The organism is Agathobaculum sp. LCP25S3_E8, assembly GCF_052117165.1.
In the GTDB taxonomy this organism is placed as follows: Bacteria; Bacillota; Clostridia; order Oscillospirales; family Butyricicoccaceae; genus Agathobaculum.
Window position 1 is genome coordinate 21,322 of sequence record NZ_JBQKJR010000034.1, and the last position, 15,063, is coordinate 36,384.

The 15,063-nt window shown below is 54.2% G+C and carries 14 protein-coding genes; 13 read left to right on the top strand and 1 reads right to left on the bottom strand.

Annotated features, from left to right (window positions below):
* The first annotated feature begins 2 nt into the window (after positions 1-2).
* The 9 genes from ACTQ34_RS11645 to ACTQ34_RS11685 all read left to right on the top strand — a co-directional run bounded on the left by ACTQ34_RS11645 (position 3) and on the right by ACTQ34_RS11685 (position 8,847).
* Complete coding sequence (locus ACTQ34_RS11645) at positions 3-1,472, top strand: hypothetical protein (RefSeq protein WP_441363971.1); 1,470 nt, start codon at positions 3-5, stop codon at positions 1,470-1,472.
* Between the two features lie 12 nt (positions 1,473-1,484).
* Positions 1,485-2,495 (top strand): DUF5067 domain-containing protein, encoded by a 1,011-nt coding sequence (locus ACTQ34_RS11650; protein WP_441363972.1) that lies wholly within the window; start codon positions 1,485-1,487, stop codon positions 2,493-2,495.
* A gap of 92 nt (positions 2,496-2,587) precedes the next feature.
* Positions 2,588-3,808 (top strand): hypothetical protein, encoded by a 1,221-nt coding sequence (locus tag ACTQ34_RS11655; protein WP_441363973.1) that lies wholly within the window; start codon positions 2,588-2,590, stop codon positions 3,806-3,808.
* A gap of 69 nt (positions 3,809-3,877) precedes the next feature.
* Complete coding sequence (locus ACTQ34_RS11660) at positions 3,878-5,011, top strand: hypothetical protein (RefSeq protein WP_441363974.1); 1,134 nt, start codon at positions 3,878-3,880, stop codon at positions 5,009-5,011.
* Between the two features lie 19 nt (positions 5,012-5,030).
* Positions 5,031-6,347 (top strand): TPM domain-containing protein, encoded by a 1,317-nt coding sequence (locus tag ACTQ34_RS11665; RefSeq protein WP_441363975.1) that lies wholly within the window; start codon positions 5,031-5,033, stop codon positions 6,345-6,347.
* A 15-nt stretch (positions 6,348-6,362) separates the two neighbouring features.
* A complete protein-coding gene (locus tag ACTQ34_RS11670) occupies positions 6,363-7,493 on the top strand; it encodes a hypothetical protein (RefSeq protein ID WP_441363976.1) in 1,131 nt (376 codons plus the stop codon).
* A 49-nt stretch (positions 7,494-7,542) separates the two neighbouring features.
* Positions 7,543-8,112 (top strand): DUF6935 domain-containing protein, encoded by a 570-nt coding sequence (locus ACTQ34_RS11675; RefSeq protein ID WP_441363977.1) that lies wholly within the window; start codon positions 7,543-7,545, stop codon positions 8,110-8,112.
* Positions 8,113-8,215: 103 nt separating this feature from the next.
* On the top strand, positions 8,216-8,596 hold the full coding sequence (locus ACTQ34_RS11680; RefSeq protein WP_441363978.1) for a hypothetical protein: 381 nt from the start codon (positions 8,216-8,218) through the stop codon (positions 8,594-8,596).
* A gap of 74 nt (positions 8,597-8,670) precedes the next feature.
* Positions 8,671-8,847, top strand: coding sequence for a cysteine-rich KTR domain-containing protein (locus tag ACTQ34_RS11685; protein WP_116721489.1), 177 nt, complete (start codon positions 8,671-8,673; stop codon positions 8,845-8,847).
* Between the two features lie 200 nt (positions 8,848-9,047).
* Here ACTQ34_RS11685 and ACTQ34_RS11690 read toward each other — a convergent pair whose 3' ends face one another.
* Positions 9,048-9,239, bottom strand: a complete 192-nt coding sequence (locus tag ACTQ34_RS11690; protein WP_441363979.1) for a helix-turn-helix transcriptional regulator — start codon at positions 9,237-9,239, stop codon at positions 9,048-9,050.
* Positions 9,240-9,826: 587 nt separating this feature from the next.
* Between ACTQ34_RS11690 and ACTQ34_RS11695 the strand changes: the two genes are divergently transcribed.
* The 4 genes from ACTQ34_RS11695 to ACTQ34_RS11710 form a co-directional block, all read left to right on the top strand.
* Positions 9,827-10,114 (top strand): helix-turn-helix domain-containing protein, encoded by a 288-nt coding sequence (locus tag ACTQ34_RS11695; protein WP_116721491.1) that lies wholly within the window; start codon positions 9,827-9,829, stop codon positions 10,112-10,114.
* A 331-nt stretch (positions 10,115-10,445) separates the two neighbouring features.
* Positions 10,446-11,348: a helicase-related protein gene (locus tag ACTQ34_RS11700; protein ID WP_441363980.1), complete on the top strand. Its 903-nt coding sequence runs from the start codon at positions 10,446-10,448 to the stop codon at positions 11,346-11,348.
* On the top strand, positions 11,315-11,674 hold the full coding sequence (locus ACTQ34_RS11705) for a TraX family protein (RefSeq protein ID WP_441363981.1): 360 nt from the start codon (positions 11,315-11,317) through the stop codon (positions 11,672-11,674). Before ACTQ34_RS11700 ends, ACTQ34_RS11705 begins: the two co-directional genes overlap by 34 nt.
* A 646-nt stretch (positions 11,675-12,320) precedes the next feature.
* The coding region (locus tag ACTQ34_RS11710) for a DUF7601 domain-containing protein (protein WP_441363982.1) at positions 12,321-15,063 on the top strand (2,743 nt) is incomplete at its 3' end.

The window sequence follows — 15,063 nt, forward strand, 5'->3', positions numbered from 1 at the left end:
CCATGAAAACCAAGTTCAAGCTGTCGTGCCTGTTCCTTGCGGCGCTGGTGCTGTTCAGCCTCACTGCCTGCGGCAAGGACAACCCGGAGCCCAGCTTGACATCGGAAGGAACCGAGCAGACAAAGCCTCCTGTGGAAGCGGGAAGCGGAACAACGATCCATACAAATCTGTGGGATCTTACTTACGATGAGGCGGACGGCTGGGTCTATGAGGAGGACGACCTTCATGACGATGAAACATCCTCCAAGATCATCCTGACGCTTCCCAAGGAAGGCGAGGATGGAAGCATCGTCGATGCGGAGATCCGCGTTTCTGTGGAAGATCCGTATACCTTCCGGGACTATCTCACCAGCTACGGCTTTGACGAGTACGAATATGCAGTCGATCAGGCCTATGATCTTACTCCCGTCGGCGGCATCGATTGCCTCAAAGCAGAAGGAAACTATTGGGGCTCCCCCTGCCTGCGGTATATGAACCGGGTGGAGGGCGCGGGAGCCACCGTATTTATGGAGATCATCGGCGAGTTCGAGGATGAGCGTGTAGACAAGCTGCTCTCCGGCCTGACGATCCATCTGGAGGATACCGGAAACGAGGATGGCCCCTGGTACTGGGAGGGTGAGCCCTTTTCCGCCCAGCCCCGCAGCGTCATGGTGGGGACGACGTATACGCTCAGCAGCCAGTGGCTGCCTATTACAGACTGCATCATCACAAAGGAGACCTTCGATCATGCGGCTGCTGTCACAGGAGATCAGGCTTACCTTCTGGTGGACGGAGAATTGAAGCGCTTCGATTACGACGGCGCCTCTTTGAAATTTGCGGAGGATATTGTGCTGGACGCGGAATATGAGGATATTTCCGCCGACACCACAGGGACCCTCTGGCTGGCGAATTTTATGGAGCCGCTGATCAGCTGGAAGGACGGCGCACAGACGGCGTCCTATGAGGGCCCGGATCACGTCACCATGCACCCATCCGGGACCTGGGGCGTCAGCTGGTTCTCCGGCCCGGAATGTGAAAAGATCACCCTCTCCGGCGGAGCCCTCAAGACGGAGCCCATTGTATTCCAGGAAGTGGATATCCTCAGTCATCTGCTGATCGACGACAGCCACATCTATGTCTGCGGGTCTGCCGTGGATGGCAGCGGTCACAAGGTGTTTGTCTATGACAGCAATGGCGCGCTGCAAATGACTTTGGCAGATTCCGACGGAAGCGGCCTGGGAAGCATTACCTTTATTACGCAGACCGCAAATGGCTATCTGGCCCTGGACGGAAATATGCGTGAGGTGGTGCTCTGGACCAAGGACGGCGCCTATCTCGGCGAGGCGGATGACGGCGACCTGTTCGGCACGGACTATCCCTGGTTCTGCGGCGGCGCGAAGCTGGCTGACGGCAGCATCCTTGCCATTATGACCGAAGACAGAGCGGACGAGTCCGCAATGGAACTGGTTGCATTCAAACTCAGTGGCTTTTAAGGAGGGCCTGACATGAAACGCACGAGGTTATTCTGCGTCCTGCTTTCGGCGGCGATGCTGCTCAGTCTGGCCGCCTGCGGCAAGGACGACCCGAAAGAGTCCAATTCGCTCCAGATCGGGGACTATGCGCTGCTCTACAAGGGGGCCAGCATCATGGAGGACTCAGATGGAAACGACGCGCTGGTCCTGACGCTGGATTTTACCAACAACAGCAAGGACAGCGGCTCCTATGTATGGTCCATCTCTGAAACAGCGATACAGAACGGCGCAGAATTGGCTATTGCCACCGTCTTTGCGAACAGCGACTCCTACGACACGGTGATCGACAGTCAATTTACGGATGTCGCGCCGGGTGAAACCCTTGAACTCCGCACCGCCTTTGTGCTGGCGGATACCACCAGCAAGGTCGAGGTGACCTTTGAGGAGGCATTCGGCGACAAAACCGGTAAGATCACCGTCGATCCGTCCACACTCAGCCGGGAAACGGCGGGAAGCGGTACAGGTCAGGATACTGGGACCGGAGATATACTGCTGGACTGGTGGAACGGCGACTGGTACGGCTGGTGGATCATGACCGGCTGCTCGGGCGATTACGAGGATCTGGAGGGCGCCTGGTGGGACATCTGCGGCGCCATTGACATCGGCGGGGACGGCACGGGCACTGTCACCCTCTGGGATGAGGACTACACGAAGTCGGAACCGATGGTTTCCGCATCGGTCAGCCTCAGTGATGATGGGACCAGCATATATGGCACCATGACATCCGAGGGCGGTGCCTTCACGGATATTGCGCTGGAGCACGGGGACTGGATCGTTGACCCGGGACTGGTGGACTATGGGGACATGATCCACATTGACGGTGATTACGAAAACGGCGGAGATGCGTTCCACTATGATATCTACCTGCGCCCGTGGGGGACCTATTGGGTGGATGTGGATGAGGAGGATCTGCCCAATCTCTATGACAGCTGGTATCTGCCTCTGATCGATGCGGAGGAGCCTATGCCGGACAGCATTGGATGACACCAGAATGGGGATCGTTCCCGCCCCATTTGGGGCGGAGCGATCCCCATTTGCGCAATGGTATGGAGCAGTGACATTTGAAAGGAGCAGTTATGAAAAGGACATCAAAACGAGTGATCGCATTTTTTCTAATACTGGTTCTGATGCTGTCTCTCTGTGCCTGCGCGCAAAAACAGCAAGCGGGAACAGACGAACCAAATCGAAGCGCCGATGGTGAGACGCTGTCTGGTATGCCCGATCAGAAACTGCCGGAAAAGCTGCGCCCGGGGGCCGGGGGATCGGATATGCAACCGACACCGACCGGATTCTCCGCGGAAGCGGAACAATCTCTTGTTTGGCTGCGGGAGAGAATGGCTTTTCCGCAGACCATGTTCGGCGCGGCCTTCCTGGGCTATACCGGAGAAGCGTCTGATGGAGATTGGCTGTCAGAAACAGACCAGGCGATGCTGCAGAAATACCCCTTTATTTCCGAAATCGATACGGGGCATACCATCGGGGACGATGATTATCTGTATTGTCTCGTGCCGCTTGATGAAAATGCCACGGTTTCCGTCAATCTCATGCGGTGGGATCCGAAATCAGATACCGAAGAGGTCATCGAGGTTCTCTATCGGTCTGAAGTTGGAGATCCGCTGCTGATCTTTGCAGCCGGCGGGGACGATGCATACGCATACCTGTCCTACATACAGGTTCAGATCGTAGACAACGCAGGCAACAGCTGCGTGTGGGAGCCGCAGCTCTATACATCAACGGGGCACATCGTGCCATGTTTCTCGGAAAACGGAGACTACCTCTCCTTCGACTTTACGGAATACGGCTGGCAGGGCGTTCCTTCCGAGCTTGCACCGTGGCTGGCAGACGGCTGGAGCGGCGTATATGCCTCCGGGCTCGGCGGCAGCTGGACAACGCAGGCAGCGGCATGGGACACGAGCCGTGCGGCAAATTACTACCTGTGGTTCTTTCCCGAGGATGAGATGGGAGGAACGGTCGAACTGTATTGGGAATACGAGGGTGCCGATCCTTCTAAAACGACGTGGGAAGAGGTGTGGAGCGGTTTCTGGACGACCACATCCGTCATGGATGGGCCCAGTTATGTGACCGTCAGCCTGTCCCTTGTTGGCGGTGATAACTATGGCGTCACAGACGGCCCGTATTATATCTCGGAGACTTATCCGATTTTGATGAGTCCCAGCGGCGAGGAGATGGTGATCGGCGCTGGGGAGAACGAAGTCAGCCTGCCGTTTATGCCGAAGTACGACGCGCAGCTGTGCGTCCTGACGCTGGACAGCTTGCTCACCGACCCGCTCGGCTGATCTTCTGCGGATTACGGCCTGTTTCGGTATAGACCGTTACAGCGCCGGCATGGGAAGGAGGAATTTCAGATGCCAACACAGGTAACAAATTATCAATGCCCCAGCTGCACGGGACCGCTGCATTTCTCCGGTGCGTCCGGCCGGTTGGAGTGCGAATACTGCGGCGCCAGTTATGATGTGGCGGAGATCGAGGCGCTCTACGCAGAGAAAGAAAAAAAGGCGGCAGAAGCCCAGCAGGCGACGGAGGAAGGCGGCGCCGGGCAGGGCGCGCCAGCCGCGGATGGAGGCGCATGGGACACCTCTGACTTTTGCGAGGATTGGGGGGCTGAGGGCGACGGTATGCGGGCCTACGGCTGCCCCAGCTGCGGCGCGGAGCTCATCTGCGAGGAGAGCACGGCGGCGACCTCCTGCCCCTATTGCGGGAACCCCACCGTGGTGCCGGGCCAGTTCTCCGGGGCACTGCGGCCGGATTTCATCGTTCCGTTCAAGCTGAGCAAGGAGGATGCGGTAAAGGCCCTCAAGTCCCACTACAAAGGGAAATTTTTCCTGCCGAAAAGCTTTACCGGTGAAAATCATGTGCAGGAGATCCGGGGGATCTATGTTCCCTTCTGGATGTTCGACGGCGAGGCGGAGGGCGACGCCCATTATGAGGCTGCCCGCTCCCGTACATACCGCTCCGGCGACTACGAGATCACGGAGACGAAACACTACGATGTCTACCGGGCCGGAGCCGTCACCTTTGAGAAGGTGCCGGTGGACGCCTCCAGCAAGATGCCGGACGGCCACATGGACTCCATTGAACCCTATGACTACAAGGAGCTGAAGCCGTTTTCCACCGCGTATCTCCCCGGCTTCCTGGCCGATAAGTTCGATGTGACGGTGGAACAGAGCCGGCAGCGGGCGGATCAGCGCTGTGAGGGGACCCTTGCCTCCGCGCTGCGCGGCACAGTGAAGCGTTATGACCTCTGCGTTATCAGAGACAGCAGCGTTCACCTGCGCAGGGGCAAGGTGCATTACGCCCTGATGCCCGTCTGGATGCTGAATACCAAGTGGCATGGGAAGGACTTCCTCTTTGCCATGAATGGACAGACCGGAAAGCTGGTGGGCGACCTGCCGGTCAGCTGGGGGAAGTTCTGGGGGCTGTTTGCCGCCATCGCCGTCTCCCTGTCTGTGATCAGTTCGGCGCTGGTCCTATTGCCGTGAGAAAGGAGGCGGACCGGATATGAAGAAAGCATATACTGCTCTCGCGCTGGCGTTCCTGTTGGCGCTGTCCCTCTGCACTCCCGCAATGGCGGCAATGGAGTACGGCGTGATCTATGACGAAACGGAATCCTTGGGATCGCAGGAACTGACCATGCAGGGAGAACAGACCCTCCCCCAGCTCTCCCAGGCGCTGGGCCTTGATCTGCGGGTGGATGTATTGACCCAAAACAGCTATGACGGACTTGGCGACGCCGCCGCGGGGATCTATGAGGAATATGATTACGGCTATGGCGAGCACAAGGAGGGCGTTACGCTGACCATTCTGCTGGAAGCGCAGGATGGGGATACCTACAGGATGGTTGACGAAAATGACTGGTGCGTCTACGCCAGACTGAGCGATGAGCGGGGCAACGGCCAGGAATTGTCCGGCGCCGTCTACGATGCGGTACAGCCCTATATGGCGGCGCGGGCGTGGAACGGCGAGGACATGACCATGAGCGCCGTGGCGCTGACCCAGGCAGTGGACGCCATGGCAGAAACGGCGGAGGATTACATCCTCACAAATTGCCCGCCGGCCGGCTCCGGCGAGGATGCCGGTGTGGAAGAACCGGTGCAGGGCAGCGTCACGATGCGGTATGTATTTGATGCTGCAGACCTTCTTCCCTATGAGAAGTGGGAAAAGCTGGAGGCTCGGGCCGAAGCCATTTCCCAAAAGCAGGATTGCGGCGTTTATTTTGCTCTTGTGGATGATTACACGGAATACGGAAACGGCAGTGTCTATGAGGTCACCTATCAGCTCTACCACGGCAATGAGCTCGGTATGGGCAGCGGGCGGGATGGGATCATCGTGCTCCTGAGCATGGCCAAGCGGAACTATGCCATGTTCGTCTACGGCGAATACGCCGAGTATGCCTTTGATGAATATGGGCAGGAGAAGCTGGAAGAACGATTCCTTGGAGATTTTGGGGAAGACGACTGGTATGGCGGCATTTCCAATTACTTAGACGCCTGTGAGGAATATCTGACAAAGGCCGACGCCGGCAAGCCGGTGCGCCGTCCTTACTGGATCTGGTTCGTCATTTCAGCAGGATGCTCCTGTCTGGCCGCGGGGACGGTTTGCCTATGGCTGCTGCGTAAGATGAAGTCCGTCCATCAAAAGGCGGAAGCCGATGCGTACCTCACCGCTGACGGCTTACACCTGACAAAGCAGTACGACCGGTACACCCATACCACCGAAACACGCACCAAGATCCAGAAAGAGAGCTCGGGCGGCAGCGGCGGCAGCACCTACAGCGAAAGCGGGGGCGGCGGCAGCGGCCGCAGCGGGAAATTCTGAGAAGGAGGCCGGATGATGAAGAATTTGCTCCGGCGCCGCTTTCTCCCGGCGATTTTGTGCATGGCACTGGCCCTTGGCCTGTCCGCCTGCGGAGGAGAAGACACACCGCCCGTTGAAACGGACGGTGCGATAGGCACCCTTTCCGGCAGCAAGGGAGAAAAAGATTCCGGGGTGGGTGTGTTCTCCGGCAGCGGGGAAGAAACAGCGGAGGCGGAATTGGCGGAGGAGTCCCTGAACCTGTTGTATGACGCCATGGCATACGATGACCAGTACGCCGGCGCGGTCGCCTATCTGGGATACAGGAAGCAGGGGGACTCCACCCCACTGTCGGACTGGCTGGTGGAGAATTGTGCCGGATTGGTCGAGGCGATGCCGTTTCTGCTGCATATACCGGCCGAATGTATCCTCGGCGCAGGTTGGGGTGATTTATTCTGCATCGTTCCCCGGGATGAGAATACCAGCCTTGCCGTGAACCATGTCACCTGGGAATCTCTCGGTAACGGCGTTTGGCCTGTACCGGGTGAGGTGCTCTACCGGGAGGAGTGTGCCCAGCCTGTACTGATATTCGTAAATTATGAGCAATGGCGGGATGAACCGGACACGGAGATCGTCCTTGTGGCAAACGATGGCGTGGAGGTGAAGTGGCTCCCGCTGACCGATGAATACGGCATTCCCATCGTGCCCACCGGGGAGAACTACCTTCCCATGCTGATGGATTTCGGCATCTGGGGCTATGTGACCGGGTTGGACTACCCCGAGGACTGGGAGCCGTCCGGGGACGACTGGTGGCTGCCGCCCACAGACTGGGGGCTGGCTTACACAAATTGGACCTGCGAGCAGTGGTACATGGAGTTCGGCTGGGGCGACAGCGACCCGGACTATTCCGGACGCATCGATCTCTACCATCAGCCGGAGGATGGGCAGGAGTATGCGTACTCGTATTCCGGCATCTGGCGTATGGAGGGCGACTGCCTGCATCTGGACCTCTCGGACGGCGCGGGCACCCGCATGAGCGGCAGCTTCCCGGTGCTGATCGACCCCTCCGGCGAATCTCTCCATATCCAGCAGGATCGTGAAACCGGTGTGTGTCCGCCCTTTTTTGGCGAGGGCATGACCTGTATGGATCTGATACGCGCCTATGGCTGATAGAACATCAGGCGCACGAGTGTGGGACAGGCGTGAAAGGAGTATTTGTATGAGTATTTTTGACAGGCTAAAGCAGTCCGCCGTGGATGCCGCGGCGACGGCAGCCACAGCCATTGGAAACAAGCGGGAAACCTTTACCTTCGCGGCCCTCCCTGAGAGCCTTGCCCAGCTGCAGGCTCTCCCGGAGGCGGCCCTTGACACCCCCTTTCAGACGGCGGCGCTGACCGTGCTGGCCCTGTGCGCCTATGCCGCTGACCGACAGATCGGCACGGATATGCTGAATTGGCTGCGGGGGCCCCGTCCTTTGAACGGACAGGAGATCTCCTTCTTAAACGACCGCTTCCGTGACGGAAAGACCTACCTTCCCTTCACCTACTTCGACGGCTCTACCCCCGACAACAATTACACACCCGCCCAGCCCTATACCATCCGGGTGGAAAGCAACCATGTTTCCGGTGAGGAGCAGGGCTATATGAAACTGTTTATCCCCTGCGGCGGCGCGGACAGCCCTCGCCCCATCAAACTCCGACAGCGGGGCAGCGATGGGAAATGGTTCCTCTGGGAGCAATATCTGCTCACCGGTGTCCGCACCCCTAAGTCCGCCGACCCCTGGGCTTGAGTCAGGCGGCGCGGCTGTGGAGGCTCGGCCCATGGAAGCCGGAGCAGGCGGGAGCGATTAGAAAACCATTTGTATTTATCGGATTGGATAGAAGGTGCCGATCATGAAAACAGTGCTGTTTATATCATCCAATAAGGTGCTGGGACAGGGGTTGTCAGCGGCCATCCAGGCAAAGCCGGAGCTTGACTTCCTGTGGGCGGCCCAGCTCCATTATCCGCAGGCTGTGGTCGGCGTTGATATCTTTCATGCGGATGTGGTGATATTGGATATTGTGGATCAGGCGGATATGGATCAGGCGGTCGGGATCTGCCAACCTCTTCGGCAGGTTGAACAGGACCTCAAGATCCTGCTTCTGGTCAGGCCGGAACAGTTCGCCGTATGCAGCCGTGTCATAGATGCAAAAAATGCCGGACTGATCGATGATTTCGTCTTTTATGATAGTTCTCTGGCGTATCTGCTGGCGAAATTGGCGGCGTTTTCATAGAATGATTGGATATCAATGAAGAAAAACCGACTGCAATTATCTAACTTGCAACTACGAATAAATGAGTGATTGCTATGCGGCATGAGTCAAAATGGATCTGCTGTCCTCAGTGCGGCAGCAAAACGAAAGTCAAAGTATATGAAGAAACGGTTTTAGTAAAATTCCCGCTATACTGTCCAAAATGTAAAAAGGAATTCATGGTCAATGTGGTAAAACTGAAGATGGTATTGAGCGACGAGCCGGATGCTTAAAGCACAGAGCCTGCTGATCCCCCTGCCGGGGAAAAGCAGGCTCTGTTTTTTTATATAGTCATCCAATCTCAATGGCGTCCTTTGTCCGGAGTGCGGCAATGACCGATTCCACCACCGGGATCAACGCTTCGGCCTCCTGCTCACTGCATTCCTCAATCATAAGCCGAAGTTGTTGTAGAGCGGGAGTTTCGCGCTGCTGCTCAGGCGCGCTGCTGCTCAGGGTTAAAAATGGTTCTGGCATCAATACGGAGGGCACGGATCAAAGGGTAGAGCACCTCCATCTTGGGATTTGCCTTGTAGTTCTCAATATTCATCACGGTTCGCACATCGATATCCGCCATGTCTGCTACCTGAAGCTGGGTCAGACCGCGCCGATAACGTGTGCTCTTCACCGCATTCCCCAATGGATAGGAGAAGTCATACATTGCAGTTCACCTCAAAGATATTCTACAATACATCTTTTTGCGGGTGAATGCGACACAATTCGCTTGTTAGATGTATCGCGATGCACGAACCAACAAGCCTGAGATACATAAAACTGAATTACATTATCGGCAAGACAGTCGCATTTGCCGAAGAACAAAAATTTTAAGGGGGTGATGCTGGCTGTCTGTGTGCCGGCCGCGTAAGTGGACAAGGAGAAATGCAACATGGCAGATAACAGCTGCCGCATTAAGTTGTTCCATCTGGTTAAGCCGAGTCACACTGCTTTCAGGACAGCACGAGGAAGACTGTCAAGAAAAAAACGGGATACGCAAGCTGGGCATATAAGAAAGAAAGAAAGAAAGAAAAACCTCCGCCTGCTGCCCCTGTATCCCGCCCTGGACTTTTTAATGCAGATCAAGCACAGGTTGCCGATTCTCCATTTTTGCACGGGATCGGCAATTTATTTTTTAATGATAATCTTTCTGTTGGGTGCCGTGATCCTCCGAACTGAAATTCGGTCTCATCCAAATTTCAGAAAACGGAGGAAAGTGTTATGGGCTTCAACAGAGATAGCTATGCCGCTCGAATCAAGAATTTACGGAAAAGCCGAGGACTTACGCAGGAGCAGCTGGCAGAGAAAATGAACATCACCAGTACATACATCCTGAAAATTGAAAACGGAAAGCAGACCGGCTCAGTTGAACTGGCTGTGGAGCTTGCAGCATTCTTCGATGTCTCCCTGGATTATCTTTTGTCGGGGAGAGAATTTAAAGCTATGGATCAGAAGCAGAACCTGCGAATGACCATTGCATTTTTGTCTGAATTGGAGGCAAAACTCTAAAACCTTCCATTTTGGGTAGGTAACCTTCCATTCTGTTTATGTAATTCTGAAACACACAGAGTTACAATCTTAGTGAGATCAGTTAATCTCACAGTACCTTGAAAAATACTGCTCCAAGCAGTCATATCCGGTAGCATAGATACATCAGCTGACGGAGCCAGCGTCAGGCCGAGTGCGCGAAGACCACCTGTGCGGATCATTTCCGCATCTAAGGACGGCCAATTAAGGTGCAGAGCGATACCCACTCAGGCCAGAGCAGGATTGGCACCCTGCTTCGCCAAGATCCCGTCAGCCCACAATGATAAGCAATTCCATCTCCGAGCTGTTTGTCATGCAGCGATATTTACAGCCGCAGGAGTTGGAGCGGTTCGGCTGGTCCTATTTCGATACCTGGATCGCCCACTTCGCCAAGCGGACTTCCGTGCTTGAGCTGCGGCCGGAAGGCGGCGGCTACCGGATGCGGGACCGCTTTGTGCGATTCTACAACCTGCCGGAACTGATGGCGGTTCTCAGAGAGGTTGCAGACATCAAAACGGCGGATATGCTTGATATTCCCGGTCTGCCAGCCATTCAGGGCGGAAAGGCGCAGATCATTCCCACAGAGGCCACCCCCGCGCAAAGGGCGATCATGGCGGAGTTTATCCTGCGGGCGGACGCAATCCGCGCTGGCCGTGTAAAGCCGGAAGAAGATAATATGCTGAAGCTGACCAGCGAGGCCCGCATGATGGCGATTGACCCCCGTATGATCCTCCCCACGGCGGACGGAACGGGAAGCAAGCTGAACATCTGCATTGACGAGGTATATCAGGTTTGGGCGGACACCGCCGCCGCTTCCTCCACCCAGCTCATTTTCTGTGATGTGGGTACGCCCAAGGCGGGGCGTTTCAATGTATATGATGAATTTAAGCGGGTGCTGCTCGAAAAGGGTGTACCGGAATCCCAGATTGCCTTTATCCACGACGCCGCGACCGAGGCCCAGAGGCAGGCGTTGTTTGAGCGCACCTGTAAGGGTGAAGTCCGCATCCTGCTGGGCAGCACCAATAAGCTGGGAACCGGCGTGAATGTGCAGGACAAGGTAATTGCGATCAATCATCTGGATTGTCCCTGGCGGCCCTCCGATATTACCCAGCGGGATGGGCGCGGGGTCCGGCAGGGCAACGAGAACCCGGAGGTCATGGTATCCTCTTTACTTTTGTACTGGTGTTGCTCTCCCTATGGGCTATTGATGCGCTGAAAGGAAAACTCCCAAGGATTGCGTGGTATCCGGTATCTTTTGTGATTGTGGCGGTAACGTGTCTCGCAGCTATGCTTACTGGCTTAGATTATGAACACCACGCTATTCTTACAGGATATTTCTTCTATATTTTTCATAACCGGAAAGGGTTGGCCATCCCTTTCAGCTTTATCTCCATGTATAAAGAGCCTTGGGCGTTGCTTGGATTTGGATTGACCCTGACCTACAACGGGGAACGAGGCAAGCAAAATAAGTGGTTCAATTATGCGTTTTATCCTGCTCATATGTTGGTTCTCGGCTTGTTCCGGCTGTGGCTGAACATCTGAGGTTGCTGAGTTCAAAAAGTGAATGCAGCGAGAGAGTGTGGTCAGAGGCAAAACACGTGATCCCTCACCTCCCACAGATGACTCAAGCCTCCCATCTAAGCTCAAGTTTCTTGCCCATTGTCGTCACATGAATTCAGTCAAAAAAATCGGTCGAAGTATGATTTGAGCATAGTGGCTTTTTCACTGTCTCGAAAGATTACTTTTTGAACCAGCGTAAAACAAAAATTGTTAAACAAGAAAACACGGGAAGTGTAAAATGTTTTCCAAAATATGAGTGTCGTTTTCCCCAAATCCCTTGCTTTTCGCGGTGTATTGTAGTATAATTTAACCTATAAAAACTTATAAAAACTTTTCTGATTTTTCCTGCGGATAGGGTTGACAAACGATGTTCGGGCGCGATAAACTCAGACAGACAGACAGACAGACAGACAGACAGACAGACAGACAGACAGACAGACAGACAGACAGACAGACAGACAGACAGACAGACAGACAGACAGACAGACAGAGCATAACTCTGTCCTTTTGTGCTGTTCTCATAAAATATTTTTAGGCGCATTACGCACATGGTTTTTCCATGGGCGGGATTCGCCTTTTTGCTGCGGCTGATTCAGTAGAGGAACGTCCAGAGAGGAGGCATGATTTTATGAAGAAGAAAATTTTATCCGTACTGGTTGCGGTCGGACTGATCGCGGGATTGCTGCCGACAGCCGCGCTTGCCGCCGAGGAGGAGGGCGTTGGGATAATCGGCCTGTGCGAACACCACGCCGCCCATGATGATCGTTGCGGCTATGTAGAGGGAACAGAGGAAAGCCCCTGTACTCACGAACATGGGGCAGATTGCTATACCGAGGTCGCAAGCTGCACCCATATCCATACGGCGGATTGTTACCCGGTATTAGACAGCGTTTCAGAAGATGAAGCAACGCCCTCTGACGCTGCCAAAGCGACCGGCGGCACAACGCCCGACGAGGCAACGCTCTCCGACGCTACGGAGCCTGAATGCGGCCATGTATGCAGCGTGGAAAACGGTTGTATCACAACGGAATTGCATTGCCAGCATAAGCATGACGACGAGTGCGGCTACGCTCCGGCAACCGAGGGAACGCCTTGCGGCTTTGTATGCGAAGCGTGTACGGCAAGTGAAGATGAAAATGTGGTCGCGTTTGCGGGCGACGACGCTACGAATACCCTGCCCATTGTCTCTAAAGATGGGATTCATTACCTTAAAACTTCGGATAATGAACAGGAATGGCTTCTGCTATACTGCATGAATAATAAGCTCTGGTGGCCTCATCATTATGAAACTATATTTGATGAAACGGTCAAAGTTCCAGAATACAAAGAAGGTTATTTGACAGAGAACGATTTTGAGGGTGGAAAAGAAAATTATGAGACATTCCTGAAGCAGCTATCCAGATTGCTTTATGCGGGCTATCCACATAATGGGGCTTCTCTATATGAAATTGTATCAAGCGAGAGTATGTATATCCCGACGACGGAGGAGTTTAACAAGATGCTGATTCCGCCCTCTCAGTTGGTAGATGCTTTTCCAGAATTGGCGCACCATATATTTACCAATGCTGCCAAACCCGAAGAAATTGAAGAAATGCGAGTTTTTATAAACTCTGTGTTTGATATGGAAGGTGATGAAAAAATCAAAGGTTTATCCAAAACCGATATTGAGGCTATGCCGTTCTATAAAGCGGCCTACTCCTACTGTATGGCGGTTGATACAGATTATTCACCAATGGAGTACTTTGCTCATTACTACGGAGGTTCTTATTTCGTAACGAAACAGCAAGCCTACGATGCCACGTCGTTAGCACTGTGGCGACTGATGAATGAATGGAACATTCGTGACAATGATGTGGAAGCAGTTACAACTAATGAGTTGGCAAAAACGCTTTATTTATTCGCAATAGACGGAAGAATATTAAGGGAGCGACCCGAAGCGGACGATTTGAAGCTTGAAGGTGATCTGAAATTTACATGGAATCCGGAGGACGGAAAATATCACACCGGAAAGCTGAAATTGTTAGAACCGGAATACTATCATGGACGGTACCAACTGATTTTGCCGGAGGGTGTGACGTGCTTACATGATGTAAAGTATGTCTATGGCAATCAGGAGGTCGAGTTGGTTTCAAACTACCCGATAACAACGGCGGATAGCTTTCAGATTATAACGGAAATCGAATGGCTCGAAGCGATTAGGCAATATTCCCCAAGCCCTGATATTGAGGTGACAGCGGATGGCAAGACGAAGAAATTCCAACACATGGTCGGCTCGGTGGTACACAGCGCGACGATCACCCGCGAGAAAACAGGCGTTCCACAGGGCGAGGGCAGCCTATCCGTTTCAAAAACCGTAAATGGCGGGAACGACGCGGGAAAAGAATTTTTATTCACGCTGACGCTCCCGAACAACCCGTTAAATGGAACATACGGCGATATGACGTTCACCAACGGCGTTGCTAAATTGGCCCTCAAGCATGGAGAAACGAAAACGGCGACGCATTTGCCGGAGGGTGCGGAATATCAGGTAGACGAGGTTTCGGACGGGACTTTTCATTCCACGAGTGTGAACAGCAGCGGAAAGATTCAGAACGGTAGAACGATTGCTGTCACGTTCACAAACCATATGAACACCCCCGCGCCGGACTTGACCATCGGTACCATTGTGACGGGCGAACAGGGCGACAAGACCAAGCCGTTTACCTTTGTCATTGAGTTAAAAGACCGGAACGGGAACGCCGTCAGCGAAACCTATAACTATACTGGAGGCTTGGTCACCACAGGAAGCGAGTGGACGGTGACGCCGCCGACGGACAATACTCTAACATTTAAGGACGGAAAAGCGGATATACAACTGATCCACGGGCAGCAGATCACGCTCGAACGGCTTCCGTCTCAGGGCAGCTATACCATAACGGAACGGGAAGCCAACGCAGACGGATATACCACGTCCTACAACAAAGGCAAGGACAGTGCAGCGGGGATTCTGTCCGAAAGCCGGACGGTGCTGATCGAAAATCATAAGGAGGCTGCGTCGGATTCAGGACAGGACAAGCCGGGTGGAACGACGCCGGACAAGCCGGATAAACCCAAGCCGGATAAACCGGATAACCCTACACCGGATAAGCCAGATCAGCCCGACACAAATAAACCAAATAAACCTGACACGAATAAGCCGGGAACGTCTGGCGCGAATAAACCAAACGAGCCTACACAGGACAAGCCGGGTGGAACGACGCCGGACAAGCCGGATAAACCCAATAACCCTACACCGGATAAGCCAGATCAGCCCGACACAAATAAACCAAATAAACCTGACACGAATAAGCCGGGAACGTCTGGCGCGAATAAACCAAACGAGCCTACACAGG

What these genes read in the sequence shown, in the direction of transcription:
- ACTQ34_RS11675 (WP_441363977.1), top strand. Translation starts at nt 7,543, where the DNA reads ATGAGTATTTTTGACAGGCTAAAGCAGTCCGCCGTGGATGCCGCGGCG.
- ACTQ34_RS11655 (WP_441363973.1), top strand. Translation starts at nt 2,588, where the DNA reads ATGAAAAGGACATCAAAACGAGTGATCGCATTTTTTCTAATACTGGTT.
- ACTQ34_RS11680 (WP_441363978.1), top strand. Translation starts at nt 8,216, where the DNA reads ATGAAAACAGTGCTGTTTATATCATCCAATAAGGTGCTGGGACAGGGG.
- ACTQ34_RS11685 (WP_116721489.1), top strand. Translation starts at nt 8,671, where the DNA reads ATGCGGCATGAGTCAAAATGGATCTGCTGTCCTCAGTGCGGCAGCAAA.
- ACTQ34_RS11695 (WP_116721491.1), top strand. Translation starts at nt 9,827, where the DNA reads ATGGGCTTCAACAGAGATAGCTATGCCGCTCGAATCAAGAATTTACGG.
- ACTQ34_RS11700 (WP_441363980.1), top strand. Translation starts at nt 10,446, where the DNA reads ATGCAGCGATATTTACAGCCGCAGGAGTTGGAGCGGTTCGGCTGGTCC.
- ACTQ34_RS11650 (WP_441363972.1), top strand. Translation starts at nt 1,485, where the DNA reads ATGAAACGCACGAGGTTATTCTGCGTCCTGCTTTCGGCGGCGATGCTG.
- ACTQ34_RS11645 (WP_441363971.1), top strand. Translation starts at nt 3, where the DNA reads ATGAAAACCAAGTTCAAGCTGTCGTGCCTGTTCCTTGCGGCGCTGGTG.
- ACTQ34_RS11670 (WP_441363976.1), top strand. Translation starts at nt 6,363, where the DNA reads ATGAAGAATTTGCTCCGGCGCCGCTTTCTCCCGGCGATTTTGTGCATG.
- ACTQ34_RS11660 (WP_441363974.1), top strand. Translation starts at nt 3,878, where the DNA reads ATGCCAACACAGGTAACAAATTATCAATGCCCCAGCTGCACGGGACCG.
- ACTQ34_RS11665 (WP_441363975.1), top strand. Translation starts at nt 5,031, where the DNA reads ATGAAGAAAGCATATACTGCTCTCGCGCTGGCGTTCCTGTTGGCGCTG.